The organism is Sulfuritalea sp. (assembly GCF_031426875.1).
Lineage (GTDB): Bacteria > Pseudomonadota > Gammaproteobacteria > Burkholderiales > Rhodocyclaceae > Sulfuritalea.
On record NZ_JASJPC010000033.1, the window covers coordinates 19,983 to 41,236 of the forward strand.

General features: G+C 65.7%; 17 protein-coding genes. 2 read left to right on the forward strand and 15 right to left on the reverse strand.

Features of this window, described 5'->3' with window-relative positions; genetic code table 11:
• Positions 1–57: 57 nt before the first annotated feature.
• The 7 genes from RMO95_RS14780 to RMO95_RS14810 are packed head-to-tail and all read right to left on the reverse strand — an operon-like array spanning position 58 to position 7,518.
• On the reverse strand, positions 58–1,392 hold the full coding sequence (locus RMO95_RS14780; protein WP_310451406.1) for an O-antigen ligase family protein: 1,335 nt from the start codon (positions 1,390–1,392) through the stop codon (positions 58–60).
• 19 nt (positions 1,393–1,411) lie between these two features.
• Complete coding sequence (locus RMO95_RS14785) at positions 1,412–2,293, reverse strand: DNA ligase (RefSeq protein ID WP_310451407.1); 882 nt, start codon at positions 2,291–2,293, stop codon at positions 1,412–1,414.
• Positions 2,283–3,215, reverse strand: a complete 933-nt coding sequence (locus RMO95_RS14790) for a GDP-L-fucose synthase (protein ID WP_310451408.1) — start codon at positions 3,213–3,215, stop codon at positions 2,283–2,285. Before RMO95_RS14790 ends, RMO95_RS14785 begins: the two co-directional genes overlap by 11 nt.
• Before the next feature lie 5 nt (positions 3,216–3,220).
• Positions 3,221–4,309 carry a GDP-mannose 4,6-dehydratase gene (gmd, locus tag RMO95_RS14795; RefSeq protein ID WP_310451409.1) on the reverse strand — a complete coding sequence of 363 codons (1,089 nt, stop codon included), beginning with the start codon at positions 4,307–4,309 and terminating at the stop codon, positions 3,221–3,223.
• Positions 4,306–5,760, reverse strand: coding sequence for a mannose-1-phosphate guanylyltransferase/mannose-6-phosphate isomerase (locus RMO95_RS14800; RefSeq protein WP_310451410.1), 1,455 nt, complete (start codon positions 5,758–5,760; stop codon positions 4,306–4,308). Before RMO95_RS14800 ends, gmd begins: the two co-directional genes overlap by 4 nt.
• Positions 5,753–6,757 carry an NAD-dependent epimerase gene (locus RMO95_RS14805; protein ID WP_310451411.1) on the reverse strand — a complete coding sequence of 335 codons (1,005 nt, stop codon included), beginning with the start codon at positions 6,755–6,757 and terminating at the stop codon, positions 5,753–5,755. Before RMO95_RS14805 ends, RMO95_RS14800 begins: the two co-directional genes overlap by 8 nt.
• The gene (locus RMO95_RS14810; protein WP_310451412.1) at positions 6,754–7,518 is read right to left on the reverse strand and encodes a glycosyltransferase family 2 protein; all 765 of its coding nucleotides are present in this window, start codon (positions 7,516–7,518) and stop codon (positions 6,754–6,756) included. Before RMO95_RS14810 ends, RMO95_RS14805 begins: the two co-directional genes overlap by 4 nt.
• A 61-nt stretch (positions 7,519–7,579) precedes the next feature.
• Between RMO95_RS14810 and waaC the strand changes: the two genes are divergently transcribed.
• Entirely contained in the window at positions 7,580–8,557 is a 978-nt protein-coding gene (gene waaC, locus RMO95_RS14815) for a lipopolysaccharide heptosyltransferase I (RefSeq protein WP_310451413.1), read from the forward strand.
• Entirely contained in the window at positions 8,557–9,822 is a 1,266-nt protein-coding gene (waaA, locus tag RMO95_RS14820) for a lipid IV(A) 3-deoxy-D-manno-octulosonic acid transferase (protein ID WP_310451414.1), read from the forward strand. Before waaC ends, waaA begins: the two co-directional genes overlap by 1 nt.
• Here waaA and RMO95_RS14825 read toward each other — a convergent pair.
• From RMO95_RS14825 to RMO95_RS14860, 8 genes are all read right to left on the reverse strand, one after another.
• Entirely contained in the window at positions 9,803–11,131 is a 1,329-nt protein-coding gene (locus RMO95_RS14825) for a TolC family outer membrane protein (protein WP_310451415.1), read from the reverse strand. The genes waaA and RMO95_RS14825 overlap by 20 nt on opposite strands.
• Before the next feature lie 31 nt (positions 11,132–11,162).
• Positions 11,163–11,486, reverse strand: a complete 324-nt coding sequence (locus RMO95_RS14830) for a rhodanese-like domain-containing protein (protein ID WP_310451416.1) — start codon at positions 11,484–11,486, stop codon at positions 11,163–11,165.
• Between the two features lie 4 nt (positions 11,487–11,490).
• A complete protein-coding gene (locus RMO95_RS14835; RefSeq protein WP_310451417.1) occupies positions 11,491–12,147 on the reverse strand; it encodes a protein-L-isoaspartate O-methyltransferase in 657 nt (218 codons plus the stop codon).
• A 64-nt stretch (positions 12,148–12,211) separates the two neighbouring features.
• A complete protein-coding gene (locus RMO95_RS14840) occupies positions 12,212–15,331 on the reverse strand; it encodes an efflux RND transporter permease subunit (RefSeq protein WP_310451418.1) in 3,120 nt (1,039 codons plus the stop codon).
• Positions 15,328–16,380 carry an efflux RND transporter periplasmic adaptor subunit gene (locus RMO95_RS14845; protein ID WP_310451419.1) on the reverse strand — a complete coding sequence of 351 codons (1,053 nt, stop codon included), beginning with the start codon at positions 16,378–16,380 and terminating at the stop codon, positions 15,328–15,330. Before RMO95_RS14845 ends, RMO95_RS14840 begins: the two co-directional genes overlap by 4 nt.
• A complete protein-coding gene (locus tag RMO95_RS14850) occupies positions 16,377–19,508 on the reverse strand; it encodes an efflux RND transporter permease subunit (RefSeq protein WP_310451420.1) in 3,132 nt (1,043 codons plus the stop codon). Before RMO95_RS14850 ends, RMO95_RS14845 begins: the two co-directional genes overlap by 4 nt.
• Positions 19,505–20,554, reverse strand: a complete 1,050-nt coding sequence (locus RMO95_RS14855; RefSeq protein WP_310451421.1) for an efflux RND transporter periplasmic adaptor subunit — start codon at positions 20,552–20,554, stop codon at positions 19,505–19,507. Before RMO95_RS14855 ends, RMO95_RS14850 begins: the two co-directional genes overlap by 4 nt.
• Positions 20,551–21,207 (reverse strand): TetR/AcrR family transcriptional regulator, encoded by a 657-nt coding sequence (locus tag RMO95_RS14860; RefSeq protein ID WP_310451422.1) that lies wholly within the window; start codon positions 21,205–21,207, stop codon positions 20,551–20,553. Before RMO95_RS14860 ends, RMO95_RS14855 begins: the two co-directional genes overlap by 4 nt.
• Positions 21,208–21,254 lie beyond the last annotated feature (47 nt).

Genomic DNA, 21,254 nt, shown 5'->3' on the forward strand with positions numbered 1-21,254 from the left:
GGGGAGTCGGGGTCTGTTCATTTGATGAACAGATTCTATCATGAGGGGTCGCGACAGCTATTTTCCTTCCTTCATTTTCGCGGAAGCACCGATCAGCAAGCCCACGATCAATGTGAACAAGGCGAGACGCCAACCGCTAAAGTGTCCATCAAGCAGGCAACGCAAGAAATATCCAGAAACGGTAAGTGCCAACAACAGCGAATAACCATCGCCGAGACAACGAAAACGTCGCCAGCCTGCCGCCACAGTTACGACGCCCAGTGCGATTACTAGCGCAAGACCAGGAACACCTATTCCAAGCGCGATATCGAGCCAACCGCTATGGCTGCTACCCATCCCTGCGTGACCATACTTCTCTGCGATTGCGCGCCCAAAGGCGTCATGACCATAGCCTATGCCCAGAGGCTTCCTCGCGATTGCTTCGACCGCCTGTCGCGCCCAGGCGGCACGGGCATATGCGGATTGTTCCAGCGGATTTCCGGATGGCGTGAAAGGCAACTGATTCGGATCGCCAGTCATCCAGAATAGGTTGTTCGATTCAATACCAATCACCATAGATTCGCTGAACCCTTGCCAACGAACATCATTGCGAACTGACATTCCGCCAAGGAGTACCGCAAATCCAACCACCAAAGCTATTCGCAACCCCCAACGCTTCCTGCACCGGGAGTCCGCTAGCAAGATAGCGACTGCAACAATCAATAGCACAATACATACTACGGTACCGTTGCGCGCCCTCAACAGGACATCGGCGCCCAAAGCGGAAATCAACAGGCCCCAAGCTGGTCCTGCGGAAAAGTTGAGTGGCGCAGTGCCGGCAATCAGCAACGACAACCGATCTGCCAACAGCAGCGCAATCAAGAACCCGTTCAGCGTACTGTGATAGTCGCGCTCAGCAAACGGCATTACCCCGAAAGGCCAGTGGCCAAGCGTCAGCCATTGCCAGCACTGGAAGATCGCTACCAAAACAATGTGAAGGGCAAGTGCTATCACAAGACCGCGCAGTGCGTCTCCGTTTCGAGACCGGATCGCGACGGTGGCGCCGGTTGCCAACAGCAGCAATGGCATTAGCCAATCGACTCGCACCCTGTCCAGTGCCATTGTCGGCAGCGGTGCGATGAGCAATGCGTGGATAACCATCCACACGGTCAGCGCTACGAGCAGCCATGCAGAAGCGGTTAGCCAGGTCGACCGCCGCCATAGAGTCGTTAGCGCTTGGAAGGTCGCACGCCAATGCCACGCCAAACCCAGCAAACCGATCAACAGCAACAAATTGCGTAGCGCAATAGTATGCGGGACAGGGTAAATCGCCACGAGGAGAAACAGCCAAACCGGCCAGATCTTCGAGCCGGAGCCCAAGGTGTTGACGTTCATCAACTGGCGCTCAGTCATGATCGCAGCTCAACTCGTCTCAAAGTCCATCACGTAGCCGCAAATACCTCGGGAAGCGCGGCATCCCGTGCGGCGTCAGTTCGCGATATCGATAGGTAACGAGCGCGCCAAGCGGCGGCGGCTTGCGCCGCAGGTCGTCGCTCAGGCCGCTACCGAGCGCAAAACGGCGGCCGTCGGGCATTTCCATGCGCAGCGCGCCGAGCTTGCCGGCATATTTGCCCTTGCCGGGCAGATGGGCGATGACGCGCGCTTCGGCGTCCAGCCACGGCGTCAGCTTGAGCAAGGCATCGCTGCGGCCGACTTGGTAGGTGGCATCGTCACGATGCAGCATGAGTCCTTCGCCGCCCTGGCGGACGATGTCGCTCAGTTTCTGCTGCAGCGATCCCGCATCTGACAGGCGGAATTGGGCAACGGCCTGCAGCCAGGGCAGCTTCACTGCGGCCGTGACGGCCTTGATCTGTTCGACGCGCTGGGAAAAGTTACCGGGGGCATTCGGCAATTCGAAAATCATGTAGCGCACGCGCCGCCATTCTGCATCGTCGGGCGACTGGCGGCGAACGATGGCCGAAAGTTGATCGAAGCTGCCGCGCCCAAGCCAAAGTTCGCCATCCAGCGGCTGCTTCGGCAGGGTGGCGACAAACCATTGCGGGGCGGGAACGCTGTTGCCGCTGCGAAAGCGGAGAGCCTTGCCATCCCAGACGGCGCGCACGCCGTCGAGTTTTTCGCTGACCCAGTAGTGCGAGACGTCGATCCCGCCGCTATAGCGTTCCGCCAGAAGCAGCGGCGGCGGCTCCTGCTCGGCGCCCGATGCCGAAAGGGACGTTGCGACCCCCGACAGGGCCAGCAGAATCAGGACAAGTCCATGGAATTGCCGCCACGGACTGCGGCCGTCAGCCGGCATGTCGCGCCGCGAAATCCTTATGCGCGAGTGCGATGCCCTCGCGCAATGGCACGCGAGCCTGCCAGCCGATGTCGCGCAGGCGGCTCACGTCGAGCAGCTTGCGCGGCGTGCCGTCCGGCTTGCTCGCGTCGAATACGATACGCCCGGTGAAACCAGTGACGGACATGACGGTTTCGGCGAGTTCCCGGATGGTGACGTCATCGCCGCAACCGACGTTGTAGATACCGTCGGAGACGTCTCGTTCCATCAGAAACACACAGGCATCCGCCAGATCGTCGACATAGAGGAATTCCCGCATCGGTTTGCCGCTGCCCCAGACCACGAGTTCGCTGTCGCCGCGCTGCTTCGCTTCATGCGCCTTGCGAATCAGCGCCGGCAGCACATGGCTGTTGGCCAGGTCGTAGTTGTCGTTGGGACCGTAGAGATTGGTCGGCATGACTGAGAAGTAGCGGGTGCCGAACTGCCGGTTGTAGCTTTCGCAGAGCTTGATGCCGGCGATCTTGGCGATCGCATAGGGCTCGTTGGTCTGTTCCAGCGGACCGGTGAGAAGGTAGTCTTCCCTGATCGGCTGCGGGCAGTCGCGCGGGTAAATGCAACTCGACCCGAGAAAGCACAGCTGCTTGACGCCGGCCTGCCAGGCGCCGTGGATCAGATTGGCCTCGACCATCAGGTTTTCGTAAATGAAGTCGGCGCGCAGCGTGTTGTTGGCGTGGATGCCGCCCACCTTGGCCGCGGCCATGAAAATGAAATCCGGCTTTTCCTGTTGCAGGAAGGCTGCCGTCGCCGCCTGGTTCAGCAGGTCCAGTTCGGCGCGCGTGCGGGTGCGGATGTTGCCGTAGCCGGCCTGCTGCAGGCGGCGAACCAGCGCCGAACCGACCATGCCGCGGTGACCCGCGACGTAGATACGGGCGTTCTTTTCCATGGCCGCTACTCGTTGCGGTCGAAGGCCTTGAAGCCGTGCTTCTTGACCAGCTCGTCGCGTTCGGCGGCCTTCAGGTCCTCGCGCACCATTTCGGCGACGAGTTCGGCGAAGCTGATCCTGGGCGTCCAGCCCAGCTTTTCACGCGCCTTGGTCGCGTCACCCAGCAGGGTCTCGACTTCAGTCGGCCGGAAGTAGCGCGGATCGACCTGGACGATGCAGTTGCCGTGCGCGTCGTAGCCCTTTTCATCGACGCCCGTGCCGCGCCATTCCACGGCGATGCCGATTTCAGCCGCCGCCGCATCGACGAAGTCGCGCACGCTGTACTGCACGCCGGTGGCGATGACGAAATCCTCGGGCTTCTCCTGCTGCAGCATCAGCCACTGCATCTCGATGTAGTCCTTGGCATGGCCCCAGTCGCGCTTCGAATCCAGGTTGCCGAGGAACAGGCACTCCTGCAATCCGAGCTTGATGCGCGCCAGGGCGCGGGTGATCTTGCGCGTGACGAAGGTCTCGCCGCGAATCGGGCTCTCGTGGTTGAACAGGATGCCGTTGCAGGCATACATGCCGTAGGCCTCGCGGTAGTTGACCGTGATCCAGTAGGCATAGAGCTTGGCCACCGCGTAGGGGCTGCGCGGATAGAAAGGGGTGGTTTCCTTTTGCGGTGTCTCCTGCACCAGGCCGAAAAGCTCGGAGGTGCTGGCCTGGTAGAAACGGGTCTTCTTCTCCATGCCGAGTATGCGCATCGCTTCGAGAATGCGCAGGGCGCCCAGGGCATCGGAGTTGGCGGTGTACTCGGGCTCCTCGAAGCTCACGGCGACATGGCTTTGCGCGGCGAGGTTGTAGATCTCGTCGGGTTGCACCTGCTGGATGATGCGCACCAGGCTGGAACTGTCGGTCATGTCGCCGTGGTGCAGCGCGAAGCGCCGGTTGGCGACGTGCGGGTCCTGGTACAGGTGGTCGATGCGGTCGGTATTGAACAGCGAAGTGCGGCGCTTGATGCCATGCACCTCGTAGCCCTTGTCGAGCAGGAATTCGGCCAGATAGGCGCCGTCCTGGCCGGTAACACCGGTGATCAAAGCGATTTTCTTGGTCATTGCTTGCGTCCGTAGTTGTCTTCAAAGCGCACGATGTCGTCCTCGCCCAGATAGCTGCCGGACTGCACTTCGATGATCTCGAGCGGTATCTGGCCGGGGTTTTCCAGCCGGTGCGTAACGCCCAGCGGGATGTAAGTCGATTCGTTCTCGCCGAGCAGCAGTGTCTCTGCGCCGCGCGTCACCTTGGCGGTACCGCGCACGACCACCCAGTGCTCGGCGCGGTGGTGGTGCATCTGCAGCGACAGCGTGGCGCCGGGGCGCACCACGATGCGCTTGACCTGGAAGCGCTCGCCGTTGTCGATGCTGTCGTACCAGCCCCAGGGCCTATGCACCTTGCGGTGCAGATCGGCTTCGTTGCGCCCCGCCGCCTTGAGCCGGCCGACGATGGTCTTGACCTCCTGGGTGCGGGCCTTGGGCGCGATCAGCACGGCATCGGCCGTTTCGACGACGACCATATCCTCGCAGCCGATGCAGGCGACCAGGCCGTGCTCGGCGATGACCAGGTTGCCGTGCGAATCCTCCAGCCAGACATCGCCCTTGACGGCATTGTCGTCGCTGTCGCGGTCTATGGCCTGCCACAGCGCATCCCAGGCGCCGACGTCGGACCAGCCGACATCGAGCGGGACGACGCGGCTGGGGATTCCCAGGTCCATGGCGGCAGGGAGTTTCTCCATCACCGCGTAGTCGATCGAGTCGGCCGGCGACACGGCGAAGGCCGCGGCGTCGAGCCGGACGAAATCGCCGTCGTCTTGCGCCGCTTGCACCGCCCGGCGGCAGGCCGCCAGTATCTCTGGCGCGAAATGCCCGATGGCCTTGAGCCACACCGAAGCGCGCAGCATGAAAATGCCGCTGTTCCAGAAATGCCGGCCGCCGGCGACATAGGTCTGTGCCGTCGCGACATCCGGCTTTTCGCGGAAACCCAACAGGTCCATGGGCGCGCCATGCGCCGTATCGCCAGCGCCAACTCTTGTCTCGATGTAGCCGTAGCCGGTCTCGGGACGATCCGGAACGATGCCGAAGGTCACCACGGCACCCGCCTCTGCCTCGGGCAAGCCGCGCAGCACAGCACCCCGGAAGGCGTCGACGTTGCGCACGTGATGATCCGCCGGCGTCGCCAGCAGCACCGGGTCGGCGCCGTCGCGAGTGGCATACAGCGCGGCGGCCGTCAGCGCCGGTGCGGTATTGCGCCCGCTCGGCTCGAGCAGCAGGGCCCACTGGGGCAGCCCGAGCTGGCGCAGTTGCTCGGCGGTGATGAAGCGGTATTCCTGGTTGCTGACGACGATAGGCGCGCCCAGCGGCAAGCCTTCGAGACGCCGCAGGGTGTTCTGCAGCAGGCTCTCGCCGCCCAGCAGCGGCTGCAGCTGCTTCGGGTGCTTCTCGCGCGACACGGGCCACAGGCGGGTGCCCGACCCGCCGCTGAGCACCACCGGAATAATCCGCGGATCAGGCATGGTAGCTCCGGTACCAGTCGACAAAGCGGCGCACGCCTTCGGTCACCGGCGTTGCCGGCGAGAAGCCGGTGACGCGGTTGAGTTCGGACGTATCGGCGTAGGTCGCCGGCACATCGCCGTCCTGCAGGGGCAGGAAGTTCTTGGTTGCGGTCTTGCCCAGCGCCTGCTCCAGCGCCTCAATGTAGGCCATCAGCTCGACCGGCTGATGGTTGCCGATGTTGAACACGCGGTAGGGCGCCCAGCTCGTTGCCGGATCGGGCACCTGCTTGTCGAAAGAAAGATCGGGTTGCGGCGGGCGATCGAGGACGCGGATCACGCCTTCGGCGATGTCGTCGATGTAGGTGAAATCGCGCCGCATCCTGCCGTGGTTGAAGACATCGATCGGGCGGTTTTCGAGTATGGCCTTGGCGAACAGGAACAGCGCCATGTCGGGCCGGCCCCAGGGGCCATACACGGTGAAGAAGCGCAGGCCGGTGGTCGGCAGCGCGAACAGGTGACTGTAGGTGTGGGCCATCAGCTCGTTGGCCTTCTTGGTCGCGGCGTAGAGGCTGACCGGGTGATCGACGTTGTCATGCTCGGAAAACGGCATGCGCTCGTTGCCGCCGTAAATGCTGGAACTGCTGGCATAGACGAAATGCTCGACGCCGTTGTGGCGGCAGCCTTCGAGAATATTGACGAAGCCGACCACATTGCTATCGACATAGGCATGCGGATTCTGCAGCGAGTAGCGCACGCCGGCCTGCGCCGCAAGATTGATCACGCGCTGCGGGCGTTCCGCCGCGAACAGGGCGGCAATGCCCTCGCGATCGGCGATATCCAGCCGCGACAGCTTGAAGCGCGGACTGGGCGTGAGCCGGGCGAGCCGCGCCTCTTTCAGGGCAACATCGTAATAATCGTTGAGGTTGTCCACCCCGATCACTTCGTCGCCGCGCGCCAGCAGTAGCTGGCAAACGTGCATGCCGATAAACCCGGCAGCGCCGGTGACCAGTACTTTCATGGGGATTTTCGCTGAAAAGTCAGCATTTTCGCATACTTGGCGAAGCTCGCGCCACAGCCGACGAGGATGTGCACCAGGCCGGGAAGCCCGTCGAGCAGGCCCAGGCGCAGGAAATAGAACTTGATGAAGCGCAGTGCCGGCGACAGCAGCAGGCGAAGCACGCTTGCCCGCTCTCCACGCGCCAGCGCGGCATCGGCGGCCAGGCTGCTGTAGCGGTTCTGCTTGGCGAAATAGGTTTCCAGCGACTCCGCCGAATCGTGCAGCAGATCGCCTTGCAGGGTGCCGATCTCGCCGCCGGCGATGACCTTCTCGTGCACCGCGTCGTCCGACCAGCGCGCGGCACGCCGGTCGAACAGGCGCAGGCTCCAGTCGGGATAACCCTCGCCATGTTTCAAATAGCGCCCCATGAATTTGTTGCAGCGGGCAAAGCGCCACGCCGTGCAGCCAGGGGCCTGCAATGCGGCGCGAATGCTCTCCCGCAGCGCTTCGCTGACCCGCTCATCGGCATCGATACAGAGCACCCAGTCGTGCTTCGCCTGTTCCACGGCGAACTGCTTCTGCGGACCGAAGCCGCGCCAGGCGGATTGGATCACGCGCGCGCCGTGGCGCTCGGCAATCGCCACCGTGGCATCTTCGCTGGAGGAATCGACGATGAGCACTTCGTCGCAGAAGGCCACGCTGGCAAGGCAGTCCACGAGCTGGGCAGCCGCGTTGCGGGTGATCAGGACAGCGGAAAGAGGCGTGCGGTGCTTTGTGGTCATGGGCTTTATAATTCAAGTCGGGATGCATTTTACGGCGCAAGGCGTCATCCCTATCCTACCGATGCGCATTCTCCTGATCAAAACCTCCTCTCTCGGCGACGTCGTGCACAACCTGCCGGTCGTCACCGACCTGCGCCGCAGCTATCCCGACGCACAGATCGACTGGGTCGTCGAAGAGGCGTTTCGCGAGATTCCACGGCTGCACCCCGGGCTCCACCGCGTCATTCCGGTGGCGCTCAGGCGCTGGCGCCGCGCTCTGCTGACACCTGCCACATGGCGCGAAATGCAATTCTTTCGCAGCACCCTGCAGGAACAAAGCTATGACTTGGTGATAGACACGCAAGGCCTGCTGAAGAGCGCGCTGCTCGCCCGCCTGGCGCGCGGCAGGCGCTGCGGCTATGGCGCAGCCTCGGCGCGCGAACCGCTCGCGGCGCGCTTTTACGATGTCCGCTTCGCGGTGGGCAAGGACCTGCATGCCGTGGAGCGCAACCGCCGGCTGGTCTCGCTCGCCGCCGGCTACAGCGCATCCTCCGCGCCGGACTATGGCATCGCCGTTGCCTGCCCGCGAAGCGGAATTCCAGGTACACAGAGCGAGCCGGCGCCAACTCCTGCAGGACCAAGCGCGGTGTTGCTGACCGCCACCTCGCGCGACGACAAGCTGTGGCCCGAAGAGCGCTGGATCGCGCTGGGCCGCGCCCTGCAGCAACGTGGGCTGAGCTGCCTGCTGCCGGCCGGCAGCCCTGCCGAGCGGGCGCGCGCCGAACGCCTGGCGCAGGCGATTCCGGGTTCCGTCGCCCTGCCGCCCCTGAGCCTGGCCGAGCTGGCCGCTCAGCTCGCCGCGGCGCGGATCGTGATCGGCGTCGATACCGGCCTGGTCCATCTCGCCGCGGCGCTGGGACGGCCCACGCTGGCGCTGTTCTGCGCTTCCGATCCGGCACTGACCGGCGTCTACGCAACCACACCGGCCCTCAACCTCGGTGCGCGTGGCCAGCCGCCCGGCGTCGAGGAAGTGCTGGCTGCGGCGGCGCCACTGTTCTGATGGCGCGCTTCATCTACACCCTGGCGGTGCTGGCGCTGCTGCCCTGGGCGCTGTTGCACCTGCTTTGGCGCGCAAGGCGGCAGCCGGAATACCTGCGGCACTGGGGCGAGCGCTTCGGACGTTTCGGCGGCGCTGAGGTAACTGCCACTGCCGCACCGACCCTCTGGCTGCACGCTGTCTCGGTCGGCGAAACACGCGCCGCCCAGCCCCTGGTGGCCGCGCTGCGCGAGCGCTACCCGGGGCACCGCATCCTGTTCACCCACATGACGCCGACCGGTCGCGCGACCTCGGAGGCGCTGTTCGGCGACGACGTCGAGCGTATCTACCTGCCCTATGACACGCTCTGGGCCATGCGGCGCTTCCTGCGCCATTACCGGCCGGCTTTCGGCCTGATCATGGAAACCGAGCTGTGGCCAAACCTGATCGCGGCCTGCCGCGAAGCCGGAATGCCGCTGTGCCTGGTCAATGCCCGCCTCTCGCTGCGCTCGGCCAAGCGCTACGCAGCCTTTCCCGCGCTGACGCGCGAGGCGTTGCGAGGCCTGGCGGCGATCGGCGCCCAAACGGCCGACGATGCAGCGCGCCTTGGCGCCCTCGGCGCGCGCGGCGTCACCGTGACCGGCAACATCAAGTTCGACATCGAGGCTCCGTCGGCGCAGCTCGAACTCGCGCGCGAATTGCGCGCCCGCTACGGCAGGCGACCGGTGTGGCTTGCGGCCAGCACCCGCGAGGGCGAGGAAGCGCTGATTCTCGATGCATGGCAGAGAGTTGGCGCTGGCAACACGGCGCTGCTGGTCATCGTTCCGCGCCATCCGCAGCGCTTCGACGAAGTCGCGCGGCTGGCGATGGAGCGTGGGTTTGCACTGCAGCGGCGCAGCGAAAATGCCTCTGTCGCGACGACGACTCAGATCCTGATCGGCGACAGCATGGGCGAGATGTTCGCCTTTTACGCCGCGGCCGACATCGCCTTCATCGGCGGCAGCCTGCTCGATTTCGGCAGCCAGAACCTGATCGAAGCGGCGGCCTGCGGCACGCCGATCCTGATCGGGCCATCGACCCGGAACTTCGCCGAGGCCGCGCGCGAAGCTATCGCCTGCGGCGCGGCGCGGACTATCGCCGGTGCCGACGATCTGGTGCGGCAGGTGCTTGGACTACTGGCCGACGACGCGTCGCGCCGGGCCATGGGCGAAGAGGGTCGCGCTTTCGCCGAGCGCCATCGCGGCGCCACGGCGCTGACGCTGGAGTTGATCAGTCGAGCAGTGCGTTGACGGCGGCAACGTCGTCTTCGCCCAAGCTGCCGGCGGCGGCCTTGAGCTTGAGCAGCGCGGCCAGCGTGTCGAGGCGGGCCTTGGCCAGCTTCTGGCGGGTATCGAACAACTGACTCTGGGCGTTCAGCACGTCGATATTGATGCGCACGCCGACCTCGTAACCCAGCTTGTTCGAATCCAGCGCCGATTGCGACGAAGTCAGCGCCGCCTCGTACGCCTTGACCTGTGCCAGGCCGGAGCTGACGCCCAGATAGGCCTGGCGCGCGTTGAGCGCCGCCGTGCGCCGCGCGTTGTCCAGATCGGCGGCGGCCTTTTCCTTCAGCGCAACGGCCTCGCGGTCGCGGGAAGCAGTCGCGCCGCCGGCAAAGATCGGAATCGACAATTGCAGGCCGAGCGTGCTGGACTTGCCGTCGAAACCGCCGGTAGTGCCGCCGCCGGCGCCGTTGCGACCGTTGGTGGCCACTAGGTCCAGCGTCGGGTAATGTCCGGCTCGCTGCTTCTCGATTTCCCGGGTCGCAATCTCATGCAGGGCCTCAAAGATTCGCACCGAGGCGCTGGCGGACTCGGCCATCTCCACCCATTTGCCGATGTCATCGGGTTGCGGACCCGCGAGCTGCACACCGAGCTTGAGATTCTTGAGGCCTTCCGGTTCCTTGCCGATCACCGTGCGCAAGACCTGGCGCTTGACGTTCAGGTCGTTCTGCGCGGCGATTTCCTGGGCGACGGTCAGGTCGTAGCGTGCCTGGGCTTCATGGGTGTCGGTGATCGTGGCGGTGCCGACTTCGAAATTGCGCTTGGCCGATTCGAGCTGCTCGGCAATCGCCACCTTTTGCGCTTGGGCCGTGGCCAGCGTGTCCTGCGCCAGCAGCACGTCGAAATAGGCCTGTGCCGCACGCACGATGAGTTCCTGCCGCGCCAGCCCGAACTGCGCTTCGGCCTGCGCGACCGCCAGTTCGGACTGCGTATAGGTCACCCAGTTCTGCCAGCGGAACAGCGGTTGGGTCAGGCGCACTTCCCAGCCGTTGCTGTTGTAGTCCCGCGACGTCGCCGTCGCGCCCGTGACGCGGGCAGTGGTTTCGGTGTCGTTCCACGTCGTGCTTGCCGAGAAGCCGACCGCCGGCAGCAGGCCGGCACGACCCTGCGGCAGCTTTTCGCGCCCGGCGTCGAGCGCGGCCCGCGCCGCGGCAAACTGGGCGTCGTAGGCGATCGCATCGCGATAGACTGCCATCAGGTCGGCGCCGTGGGCGAGGTTGGCAAATCCGCCGACAGACAGACAGCCGGCAATCATCAGGGGCACTGCTCTTCTCATCGCGTTCTCCGCGTTACGTCTCGGTTTCATTTCAATAGGTCGGCATCGACGGATCGACATCCCGCGCCCAGGCGGCAACGCCGCCCTGCAGGTTGATGATGCTGTTGAAGCCCATTTGTTCGAGAAACATGCCGGCCTGGAAGCTGCGCGCGCCGTGATGGCAGATCATGACGATATCCTGGTCGCGCCTGAGCTCCTGATATCGGGCGGGCACGCCGCGCATCGGCATCGACAGCGAGCCGGCAATGCGGCAGGTTTCGAATTCCCAAGCTTCGCGTACGTCGAGCAGCACCGGCTTGGCCCGCTGCGGATCGGCGAGCCATTCATTGAGCTGGGATGCGGAAAGCTGGCGCATCGGCTCAGAAGGCGAAAGCCGACGCCGGTTCGGCGTCCGTCAGGGGAGCCACCACGGTTTCGAACACGGCGACGCGCCGGAAGGCATCGCCCACGCGCGCGTACAGCGCCGCCTGCATGGCCGGGGCGGCACCCTCGATGGCGAACAGGCGGCCACCGGGCTTGAGCTGGTCGAGCAGTACCTGGGGCACCTTGGCCACGGCGCCCGAGACCATGATCACGTCGTAAGGGGCGTGGGCGGCCAAGCCTGCCAGACCGTTGCCAACCTCCACCGTCACATTGGTCACGCCGGCGCGACGCAGGTTCTCGCGCGCCGTTGCGGCCAGTTGCGGATCGATTTCCAGAGACCAGACCCGGTCGGCATGGACTCCCAGCAAGGCAGCCATGTAGCCGGAACCGGTACCGACCTCGAGCACGTTCTCGTGCTTTTTCATCGCCAGGGCCTGCAGGGCACGCGCTTCGACGATGGGCGAGAACATGCGGGCAGCGTCCCCGCCGCCGAGCGGAATCTCGGTGTCGGCAAAAGCCAGGCGGCGATGCGCCGGCGGCACAAACTCTTCACGCTTGACCACGAACAACACGTCGAGCACCTCCGGATCCAGCACCCTGGCGGGGCGCAGTTGCTGTTCGACCATGTTGAAGCGGGCTTGTTCGAAATTCATGACATCTCCTGTTTGCAATATTAGCATGCGCTAATATGTAGACAAATCCGACAAAAACAAGATTCTACGCCGCAGACGGCCCGGATTCTGGCGCCTTGACCCTGAACCACGCCGCATAAAGGGCGGGCAGGAACAGGCAGGTCAGCACCGTGGCGACGATCAGGCCGCCCATGATGGCGACCGCCATCGGCCCCCAGAACACCTGCCGGGTCAGCGGAATCATGGCCAGCACCGCCGCCGCCGCGGTCAGCACGATGGGCCGGAAACGGCGCACCGTGGAACCGACGATGGCCTCCCATTCGCTCTTGCCGTCGGCCTCGTCCTGCTCGATCTGGTCCACCAGGATCACCGAGTTGCGCAGGATCATGCCCATCAGCGCGATCACGCCGAGGTTGGCGACGAAGCCGTAGGGCACCCGGAACAGCAGCAGCGCCAGGGTCACGCCGATCAGGCCCAGCGGTGCCGTGAGCAGGACCATGATGGTGCGACTGATGCTCTGCAGCTGGATCATCAGCAGGGTGATGACGCCGACGATCATCAAGGGCACCACGGCCTTGATCGAGTTTTCGCCCTTGGCCGATTCCTCGGTCGAGCCGCCGACTTCGATGCGGAAGCCGGGCGGCAGCTTTGCGCGCAAGCCGGCCAGCTGCAGGTCGATCTGGGCCGAGGCAGCCTGCGGTTGCAGGCTGCCGACCACGTCGGCGCGTACCGTGATGGTCGGCATGCGGTCGCGACGCCAGATCAGGCCTTCTTCCAGCACCGGGACCAGGCGCGCGACCTGGGCCAGCGGGATGTGGCGCCCGCTGGCAGAGACGAGATCGAGATCGGGCAGGCGACTCAGGGTCCGTGGGTCTGCATGGCCGCTCTGGTCGGTTCCGTCGGCGCGCCAGACCACGTCGATCAGTTGGTCGTTCTCGCGGAACTGGGTCACCGTGGCGCCGACCAGCCAGCCCTGCAGCGTCAGCGCCACGTCCTGACTGGACACGCCCAGCGCGCGGGCGCGGGCCTGGTCGATTTCGACCCGCACGGCCTTGACCCGATCGTTCCAGTCGAAGTTCACGTTGCGCAGGTTGGGGTGGGCGCGCATCAGGCTCGATATGCCGTCCGCGTTATCGCGCAGGGCGACCAGATCCTCGCCCATCACGCGGAACTGCACCGGGTAACCGACCGGCGGGCCGTTTTCGAGCCGGACCACGCGCAGCCGCAGGTGCGACCAGGAGCCGTCGGCTGCGTCGAAGGCCGCCTCCAGCCGGTTCTTGACCACCTCGCGCTCCTTGAGGCCCTTGGTCACGATCACCATCTGGCCGAAGTTGTCGGCGAACAGTTGCTGGTCGAGCGAAAGGAAGAAACGCGGCGCGCCGTTGCCGATGTAGGACGACCACGAGGCGATGTTCTCGTCCTTGCCGAGCAGCGCCTCGACGCGCTTGACCTCATGCTCGGTGGCCTTCAGCGAAGCGCCTTGCGGCAGCCAGATATCGACCATGATTTCGGGCCGGCTGGCGGGCGGGAAGAACTGCTTCTGCACGGCCTTGTTGAACAGCACCAGCGAGAGAGCGAAGAAACCCACCGTGGCGAAGATCACCAGCCAGCGATGGCGCAGGCACCACTCGACCAGGGCGCGGATGCGGCGGTAGAAAGGCGAATCGTAGATGTCGCCGCCGTGCTTCTCGGCAATCGCGCGCAAGCGGGCTGGGTCGAGCAGCTTGTAGCCGAGCCAGGGCGTGAACACCACGGCGACGATCCACGACACCAAGAGCGCAATGGTCACCACGGCGAAGATCGAGAAGGTGTATTCGCCGGCACCCGACTTGGCGAAGCCGACCGGCGTGAAGCCGGCCGCCGTGATCAGGGTGCCGGTCAGCATCGGGAATGCGGTCGAGGTATAGGCAAAGGTGGCGGCCTTGAAGCGGTCCCAGCCCTGCTCCATTTTCACCACCATCATTTCCACGGTAATGATCGCGTCATCGACCAGCAGGCCCAGCGAAATCACCAGCGCGCCCAGCGAGATGCGCTGCAGGTCGATGCCGAAGGCCTGCATGGCGAGGAAGGTCATCGCCAGCACCAGCGGAATCGACAGCGCCACCACGGTGCCGGTGCGCCAGCCCAGGCTGAGGAAGGACACGGCGAGGACGATGATCATGGCCTCGCCCAGCGTCTGCACGAAGAGGTTGAGCGAAGTCTTGACGATCTGCGGCTGGTCGAACACCACATGCACGTCGATGCCCACCGGCAGATCCTGCTGCAGCTTGGCCATGGTCGCCGAGAGATTCTCGCCGAGGTCGATGACGTTGCCGCCGCGCGCCATGACCACGCCGAGACCGATCGCGTCGCGACCGGCGACACGCATCCGCGGCTGCGGCGGATCGGCCAGGCCGCGTGTGACGCGAGCGATATCGCCCAGCCGGAAGCTGCGTCCGCCCACCGCCAGCGAAGCTTCACGCAGCGCATCGACGCTGTCGAAGGGGCCGGAAACGCGCAGCCGCACGCGGTCGGTATCGGTCTCGACATGGCCGGACGGCACCACGGCATTCTGCCGCTGCAGCGCATCGAACACCTGGGTCGGCACCAGGCCCATGGCGGCGAGCCGCGCCGGGCTGACGTCGATGTAGATCTTTTCGTCCTGCACGCCGATCAGCTCGATCTTCTTCACATCCGCAACGCGGCGCAGTTCGCGCGCCAGGCGGTCGGCCTCGCGGCGCAGGTCGCCCATGCCGTAGCCGGCCTTGTCGTCACGCGACGTCAGGGCGAAGATCTTGATCTGCACGTCGCCGAACTCGTCGTTGGGGAAGGGCCCCTGCACGCCGGCCGGCAGTGTGTGGCGGATGTCGTCGAGCTTCTTCCTGACCTGGCGCCAGGCCTCCGGCACCTCGGTCTTCGGCGTGTAGTCCTTGAGGATCACGATGGTCAGCGATTCGCCGGGCTTCGATGCGGTGCGCAGCACGTCGACCCAGGGCGTCTCGGCCAGCTTCTTCTCGATGCGCTCGGTCAGTTGCTGCTCGACCTGCTGCGCGTTCGCCCCGGGCCACAGCGTGCGCACCACCATGACCTTGAAGGTGAAGTCCGGATCCTCGGCGCGACCGAGCTTGAGGAAGGCCAGCACGCCGCCGACCATGAACACGATCATCAGGTAGAGCACCATGGACTGGTGCCGCAGCGCCCACTCGGAGAGATTGAGCTGTTTCATCGCGAACTTGCCTGAGCCGCGACGCGAACCTTTTCGCCGGCGGTGAGCAGGTTCACGCCGGCAGCGACGATCTGCTCGCCGCCCGCCAGGCCACCACTCACCACGGCTCCGGCATCCGTGTAGGCCGCGACGCTGACCGCCTGCAGGCTCACCGTGTTGTCAGCACCAACTTTCCACACCGCCGGCTGCTTGCCCTGCTGGAAGATCGCCGTCAGCGGCACGATCAGATTTGCCGCACTGGACACGCCGGAAGGAAAGCGCACCGTCGCGCTCATGCCCAGCGGCAGCAGCGGGTCGGCGTCTTTCAGGCTGACGCGCGCGGCATAGGTGCGGGTGACCGGATCGGCGACGGGCGAGATTTCGCGCACACGTCCGACGAGCGGTTTTCCTGCCGCACCAGCCGCGGCCCAGAAGCTGACTTGCGCCGCCTGGCCGAGCTTGAAGTTGCTCACTTCGCCTTCCGGCAGGGCGATCGCGATTTCGCGTTCGCCGTCCGGCGCCAGGCGAAACACTGCCTGGCCGACGCTGACCACCTGGCCCGGTTCGGCCAGCACCTGGCCGATGACGCCGCTGCGGTCGGCCACCAGGGTCGTGTACGAAGCCTGGTTCTTCGCCAGTGCGGCCTGCGCTTCGGCCGCCTTGAAGGCGGTTTCGCGCGCGTCGAGCGCCGAGGCGCTGATGTAGTTCTTCGCCTTGAGGTCGCGGTAGCGCGCGACGTCGGCCGCTGCCAGCGCGCGCTGGGCCTCGGCCTGGGTCACTTGCAACGCCGCATCGGTCGGATCGAGCCGCGCCAGCACCTGGCCGGCCTTGACGGCCTGGCCGAGTTCGGCGCGACGCTCGACGATCTTGCCGGCGACGCGAAAGCCCAGCGTGGTCTCGATGCGCGCACGCACCTCGCCGCTGTAACCACGCTCGGCGCCTTCGGCCGCCGTAGCGCCAGCGCCAACTTTCAGGGTGCGCACCAGCTTGGGCGCGGCCGGAGGCGGCGGCGCCTCGCTGCAGGCGGCAAGGAACAGGACCAGCACGGCCAGGGTGGCAAACTTATTCATCGGGCAACTCCGGGAAAACGGCGCATGAACATCCAGTAGAGAAGGGGCATGACGAACAGCGTAAGCACCGTCGAGAAACCCAGGCCCCAGACGATTGAGGCCGCGACCGGACCCCACAGCAGCGACTTGCCGCCCAGGCCGACAGCGAGCGAGAACAGGCCACCGATGGTGGTGACCGAGGTGATCAGGATCGGCACCACGCGCCGGCGCGCCGCATACACGGCGGCATGCAGCACGCTCATGCCCGAGGCCAGGCGCTCGTTGGCCGCGTCGATCAGCACGATGGCCGAATTGACCGCGATGCCGGTCAGCGCGATGACGCCGTAGAGGGTGTAGAGCGAGAGCGGAATGCGCGCCACCAGCAGACCGAGGATCACCCCGGTGAAGGCCAGCGGCACCGTGACCAGGATCAGGATGGGCTGCGCATAGCTCTTGAACTGCGCAGCGAGGATCAGGTAGATGAGCCCCACGCCCATCAGGAACAACACGGCCATGGCGTCGAGGCTTTCCTGGATGTCGTCGAGCTCGCCGGAGAAATCGATGTCGGTGTTGGGGAACTGCACCGCGAGTTTCTTCCACTCGGCAGCGATGATCCTGTTCGCCGCCACGGTGTCGGTGACGGTCTTGTCGAGGTCGGCTTCGACCGTAATCGCGCGGCGCAGGTTGTAGTGCTTGATGACGCCCTTGCCGAGGCGCGTCTCCTCAGTCACCAGCGCGCGCAGCGTGGTGCTGCCGCCGGCAGGCAGAGCGATCGGATCGTCGAGCAGGCCGGTGATGTCGGCGCCGACGGTGCCGGCGGACTTGCCGGTTTTGCCATCTCCGGCACCATGTTTCGCGCGTACGCGCAGCTCGACCTTCTCGCCCTTGTCGCGCATCATCGCCACGATCTCGCCGTCGGCATGCAGGCGCAGCAGCCGCGCCACCTTGCCGGCATCGAGGCCGGAGGCGCGCAGGGCGCCGCGGTCCAGCGCCAGCACCAGTTCCGGGCGGCCGGGGATGTCGTCGTCGGCCACGTCCTTGGCGCCGGGCACCGCGCGCACAATGGCCAGCAGCGCGTCGCCGGCGGCACGCAGTTCCTGCGGGTCGTCGCTGCGCACCCGCGCCTTGACCGGCTTGGCCAAGGGCGGGCCGCCCGAGATCATGGTGAAGGTAATCTTGCCCGGCGTCGGCGTGGCTTCCACTTCGGCGCGCATGCTCTCGACGATGTCGGCCACTTCGCGGCCACCGTTCCTCGGATTCAGCGAGACCGTGACCTGGCCGTAGGATTCGCCGTAGAGCGGCTCGGTATCGGAAAACTTGACGCCGGCGTAGGACGCCAGATTGCGCGCTTCATTCGGCTTGAGGTGCTTGCGCACCACGGCTTCCAGACGCTCCGCATTCGCCAGCGTCTGTTCGATCGGCGCGCCGGCCGGCATGTCGACATTGACGTAGAACAGCCGGATCGGATCGAAGGCGAAGAACTGGATGCGCACCAGACCCACACCCACGGCCGCCACCGCGCCCAGCATCAGCGCGACGGCGATGACCAGCGAACGCTTGGGCCGGCGCATGACCCGCAGCAGCCAGCGCGAATACTTGACGCGCAGGAAATGGTTGAAACGGTCGCGCCAGTTGTTGAGGTGGCCGTCGCCGGGTTTGGGCGCCATCACCGCCATGTGCGCCGGCAGCATCCAGTAGGCCTCGAGCAGGCTGATGGTCAGGCCCAGCGTGACGACGAAGGGAATCACGAACATGAACTTGCCGACGATGCCCGGCAGCAGCATCAGCGGCAGGAAGGCGGCGATGGTGGTCAGCACCGAGGCCGTCACCGGCGCGAAGACTTCACGCACGCCTGCGATGGCGGCGGTGTGTACCGGCTCACCGCGCTGCATGCGGTAGTAGATGGTCTCGACCACCACCACGGCATCGTCGACCAGCATGCCGAGCACGATGACCACGCCGAGCAGCACCGAGATATTCAGCGTGTAGCCCAGCGCATGAAGAATGGCGAAGGTTCCGGCCAGCGAAAACGGAATGCCAAGGCCGACCAGAATCGCGATGCGGGTGCCGAGGAACAGCCAGCAGATCGCCAGCACCAGCACCAATCCCTGCAGCGCGTTGCGCTCCATGGTGGTAATCGCCTCGCGCGTCGGCACCGTCTGATCGTCGAGCAGTTGCAGCTGCACGCCGTCGTTGGTGAAGCGCGGATTCTGCTCGGCGATGTAGCTGTCGAGCCGCTCGATAAGTTGCAGCGTATTGGTGCGGCTCTTCTTGGTCACGGCCAGGATTACCGCGCCCTTGCCCTGATAGCTGGCCAGGCTGCCGGCCTTGGCGCGGCCGCGCGAGACCTCGGCGACGTTGCCCAGCGGTACCGGTTCCCTGCGCGTGGCGCTGCTGACCGGAATGCGGGCGATTTCATCCGGATCGGCAGTCTGGCCGACCACGCGCACCAGCCAGGCGGTGCGCTCCTGCTCGCCGGCGGTTTCGACCTTGCCGGCGAAGGTATCGCGGAACCAGGCCATGACCGCATCGGAAGCGTCGGTCGCGGTGAGCCCGCGGTTGGCCAGCGCCACCGGATCGAACTCGACCTGCAATTCAGGATCGCGCAAGCCGGTGGCGAACACCTGGTCCACGCCGGCGATGCGCTCGATGTCGTCCTTGAACTGCCGTGCCCTACCGCGCAGCAATTCGTCGGCGGCCTGGCCGGTGACCAGCACCATGGCCGTGGGGAAGCCGTTCGAGGTGGTGATTTCGAGCACGCGCGGGTCCTTGGCCTCGACCGGCAGCTCGCTCTTGGCCTTGTTCTGGATTTCGCGGCGCAGGTCGTTGATGCGCTTGTCGAAAACGCGCTCGTCGATGTCGCGGAAGCGCACCAGGATCGAGGCGATGTTCTCGCGCGAGGACGACATCACGAAGCGGATGTCGGCAACGCTCTTGATCGCGTCCTCCAGCGGTTTGGTCACGCGCTTTTCGACGTCCTCGGCCGAAGCGCCGGGCAGCACCGTGGTGATCATGACCCAATTGAAGTTGATTTCCGGGTCCTGCTCGCGCGGCATGGCGAGATAGGCCAGCGCGCCCATGACCAGCACCACCGCGAAGGCGATGTTGGCCAGCGGGTGGTTCTGGATCAGCCGCGAGTAGAAGTTCATTTAGCTGCCGGCGCTGGCTCGAGTGTGACAGCCATGCCGTGCTGCAGGGCATGGCGGCCGCGGGTGACGATACTCGCCTCAGGCGGAAAGTCGGCGCTGGCGGGACGCCCCTCCTGGGCCTGCGGCAGCTCGCGGAAGCTCGCCTTGCTGCCGTCGAGCACGAACACGCCGTAGCGGCCATTGCGCCGCAGGATGTAGTCGGCCGGGATGTGCGGTCGCGGGTCGCGCCAGACCAGGCGGCCCTCGCTGCCGGGCGCCGGCGCCGAACCGACGAAGCGATAGCGCGCCTCGACCGTGCGCGCCTCGCGGCTGATCGCGCCGGAGATGCGCAGCGGCGTCAGGGCATGGGTCTGGCCGGCGGCCGCGAACTCGACCTTCGCCGCTGTCGCCAGTCCCTCCGCATCGCGCGCCTGGACCTGGGCCACCACCTGCAGGTCGCTGGTATCGGCCAGGGTCAGCAACGGCGTGCCGGGCGCCGCGAGTTCCCCGACCTGGGCCGTGCGCGCCCTCACGATGCCGCTGAAGGGCGCGGTGATGATGCACTTGTCGACGCCGCGCCGCGCCGAATCGCGGTTGGCGCGCGCCGCCTGCACATCGGCCTGGGTCGCCGCGAGTTCGGTCTCGCGCAGCGTCAGCGCCTCGGCGGAAATGAAGTTCTTCTCGCGCAGGGTTCGTGCCCGCGCCATCTGCGCCTCGGCCTGGGCCAGGCGCGCGGCGCTTTGCGCCAGCCCGGCTGCGGCACGCGCCAGCGCCAGCTCGGCATCTTTCGCATCGAGCCGCACCAGCACCTGCCCGGCCTTGACGGCGTCGCCGCTATCGACCGCAATCGCCACGATGCGCGCGGAAGCCTCGGCAGCCAGTCGGGTTTCGTTCTTGCCCAGCACCGTCGCCGGCGCCTCGCGCTCGGGGTGGAAGCCGAGTTCGCCGAAACGGACGACGCCGACCGCGAGCGTCGCCGCCGCAGCCGGCGGCGCCTCGGCCGGCTTTTCGCCACAGGCCGCCAGCAGCAGCGACAGACTCGATGCAAGCAGGACCAAGGGTTTCACTTTGACGTTCTCCGTTTGCCGGGTGCGTTCGGCGCCGCCAGGCCGCGCAAGGCCAGGTCGAGATGGGTGTTCAGATAGACCTGCGGGTCATGCGCCGTACCGCAACAGGCGCCCAGCGAGTAGCGCCAGATCAGCAGCATCAGCACCGGGGCGAAGATCACGTCGATCGCTGTTTCGACGTCGACCGCACGGAACTCGCCCGTTGCAATGCCGCGCTGCAGGGTACGCCGCATCAGCTCGCGGCCGCGGGTGATCACGGTGTCGTGGTAGTAGATCGCCAGTTCGGGAAAATTGCCCGCCTCGCTGATCATCAACTTGGGCACGCCGGCCAGGTGCGTGCTGCCGATGCGCTGCCACCATTCACGGATCAGGGCGCGCAGCAGGTCCGCGGCGCTGCCCTTGAAGCCGTCGACCAGGCCCGCACCCTGTTCCAGAATCGGCAGGATGCCTTCCTGGATCACGGCCTTGAACAGCGCTTCCTTGCTGTCGAAGTAGAGGTAGAGCGTGCCCTTCGACACCCCGGCGCGCGCCGCGACGTCCTCCAGCCGGGTACCGACGAAGCCCTTTTCGACGAACAACTCCAGCGCCGCCGCCATGAGTTCGGCGGGACGCGCTTCCTTGCGGCGCTGGCGGGGGTGGGTGACGGCTTCCATGCGAAACCTCTAATTACTGACCGGTCAGTCAGTATATCGAAGGATAA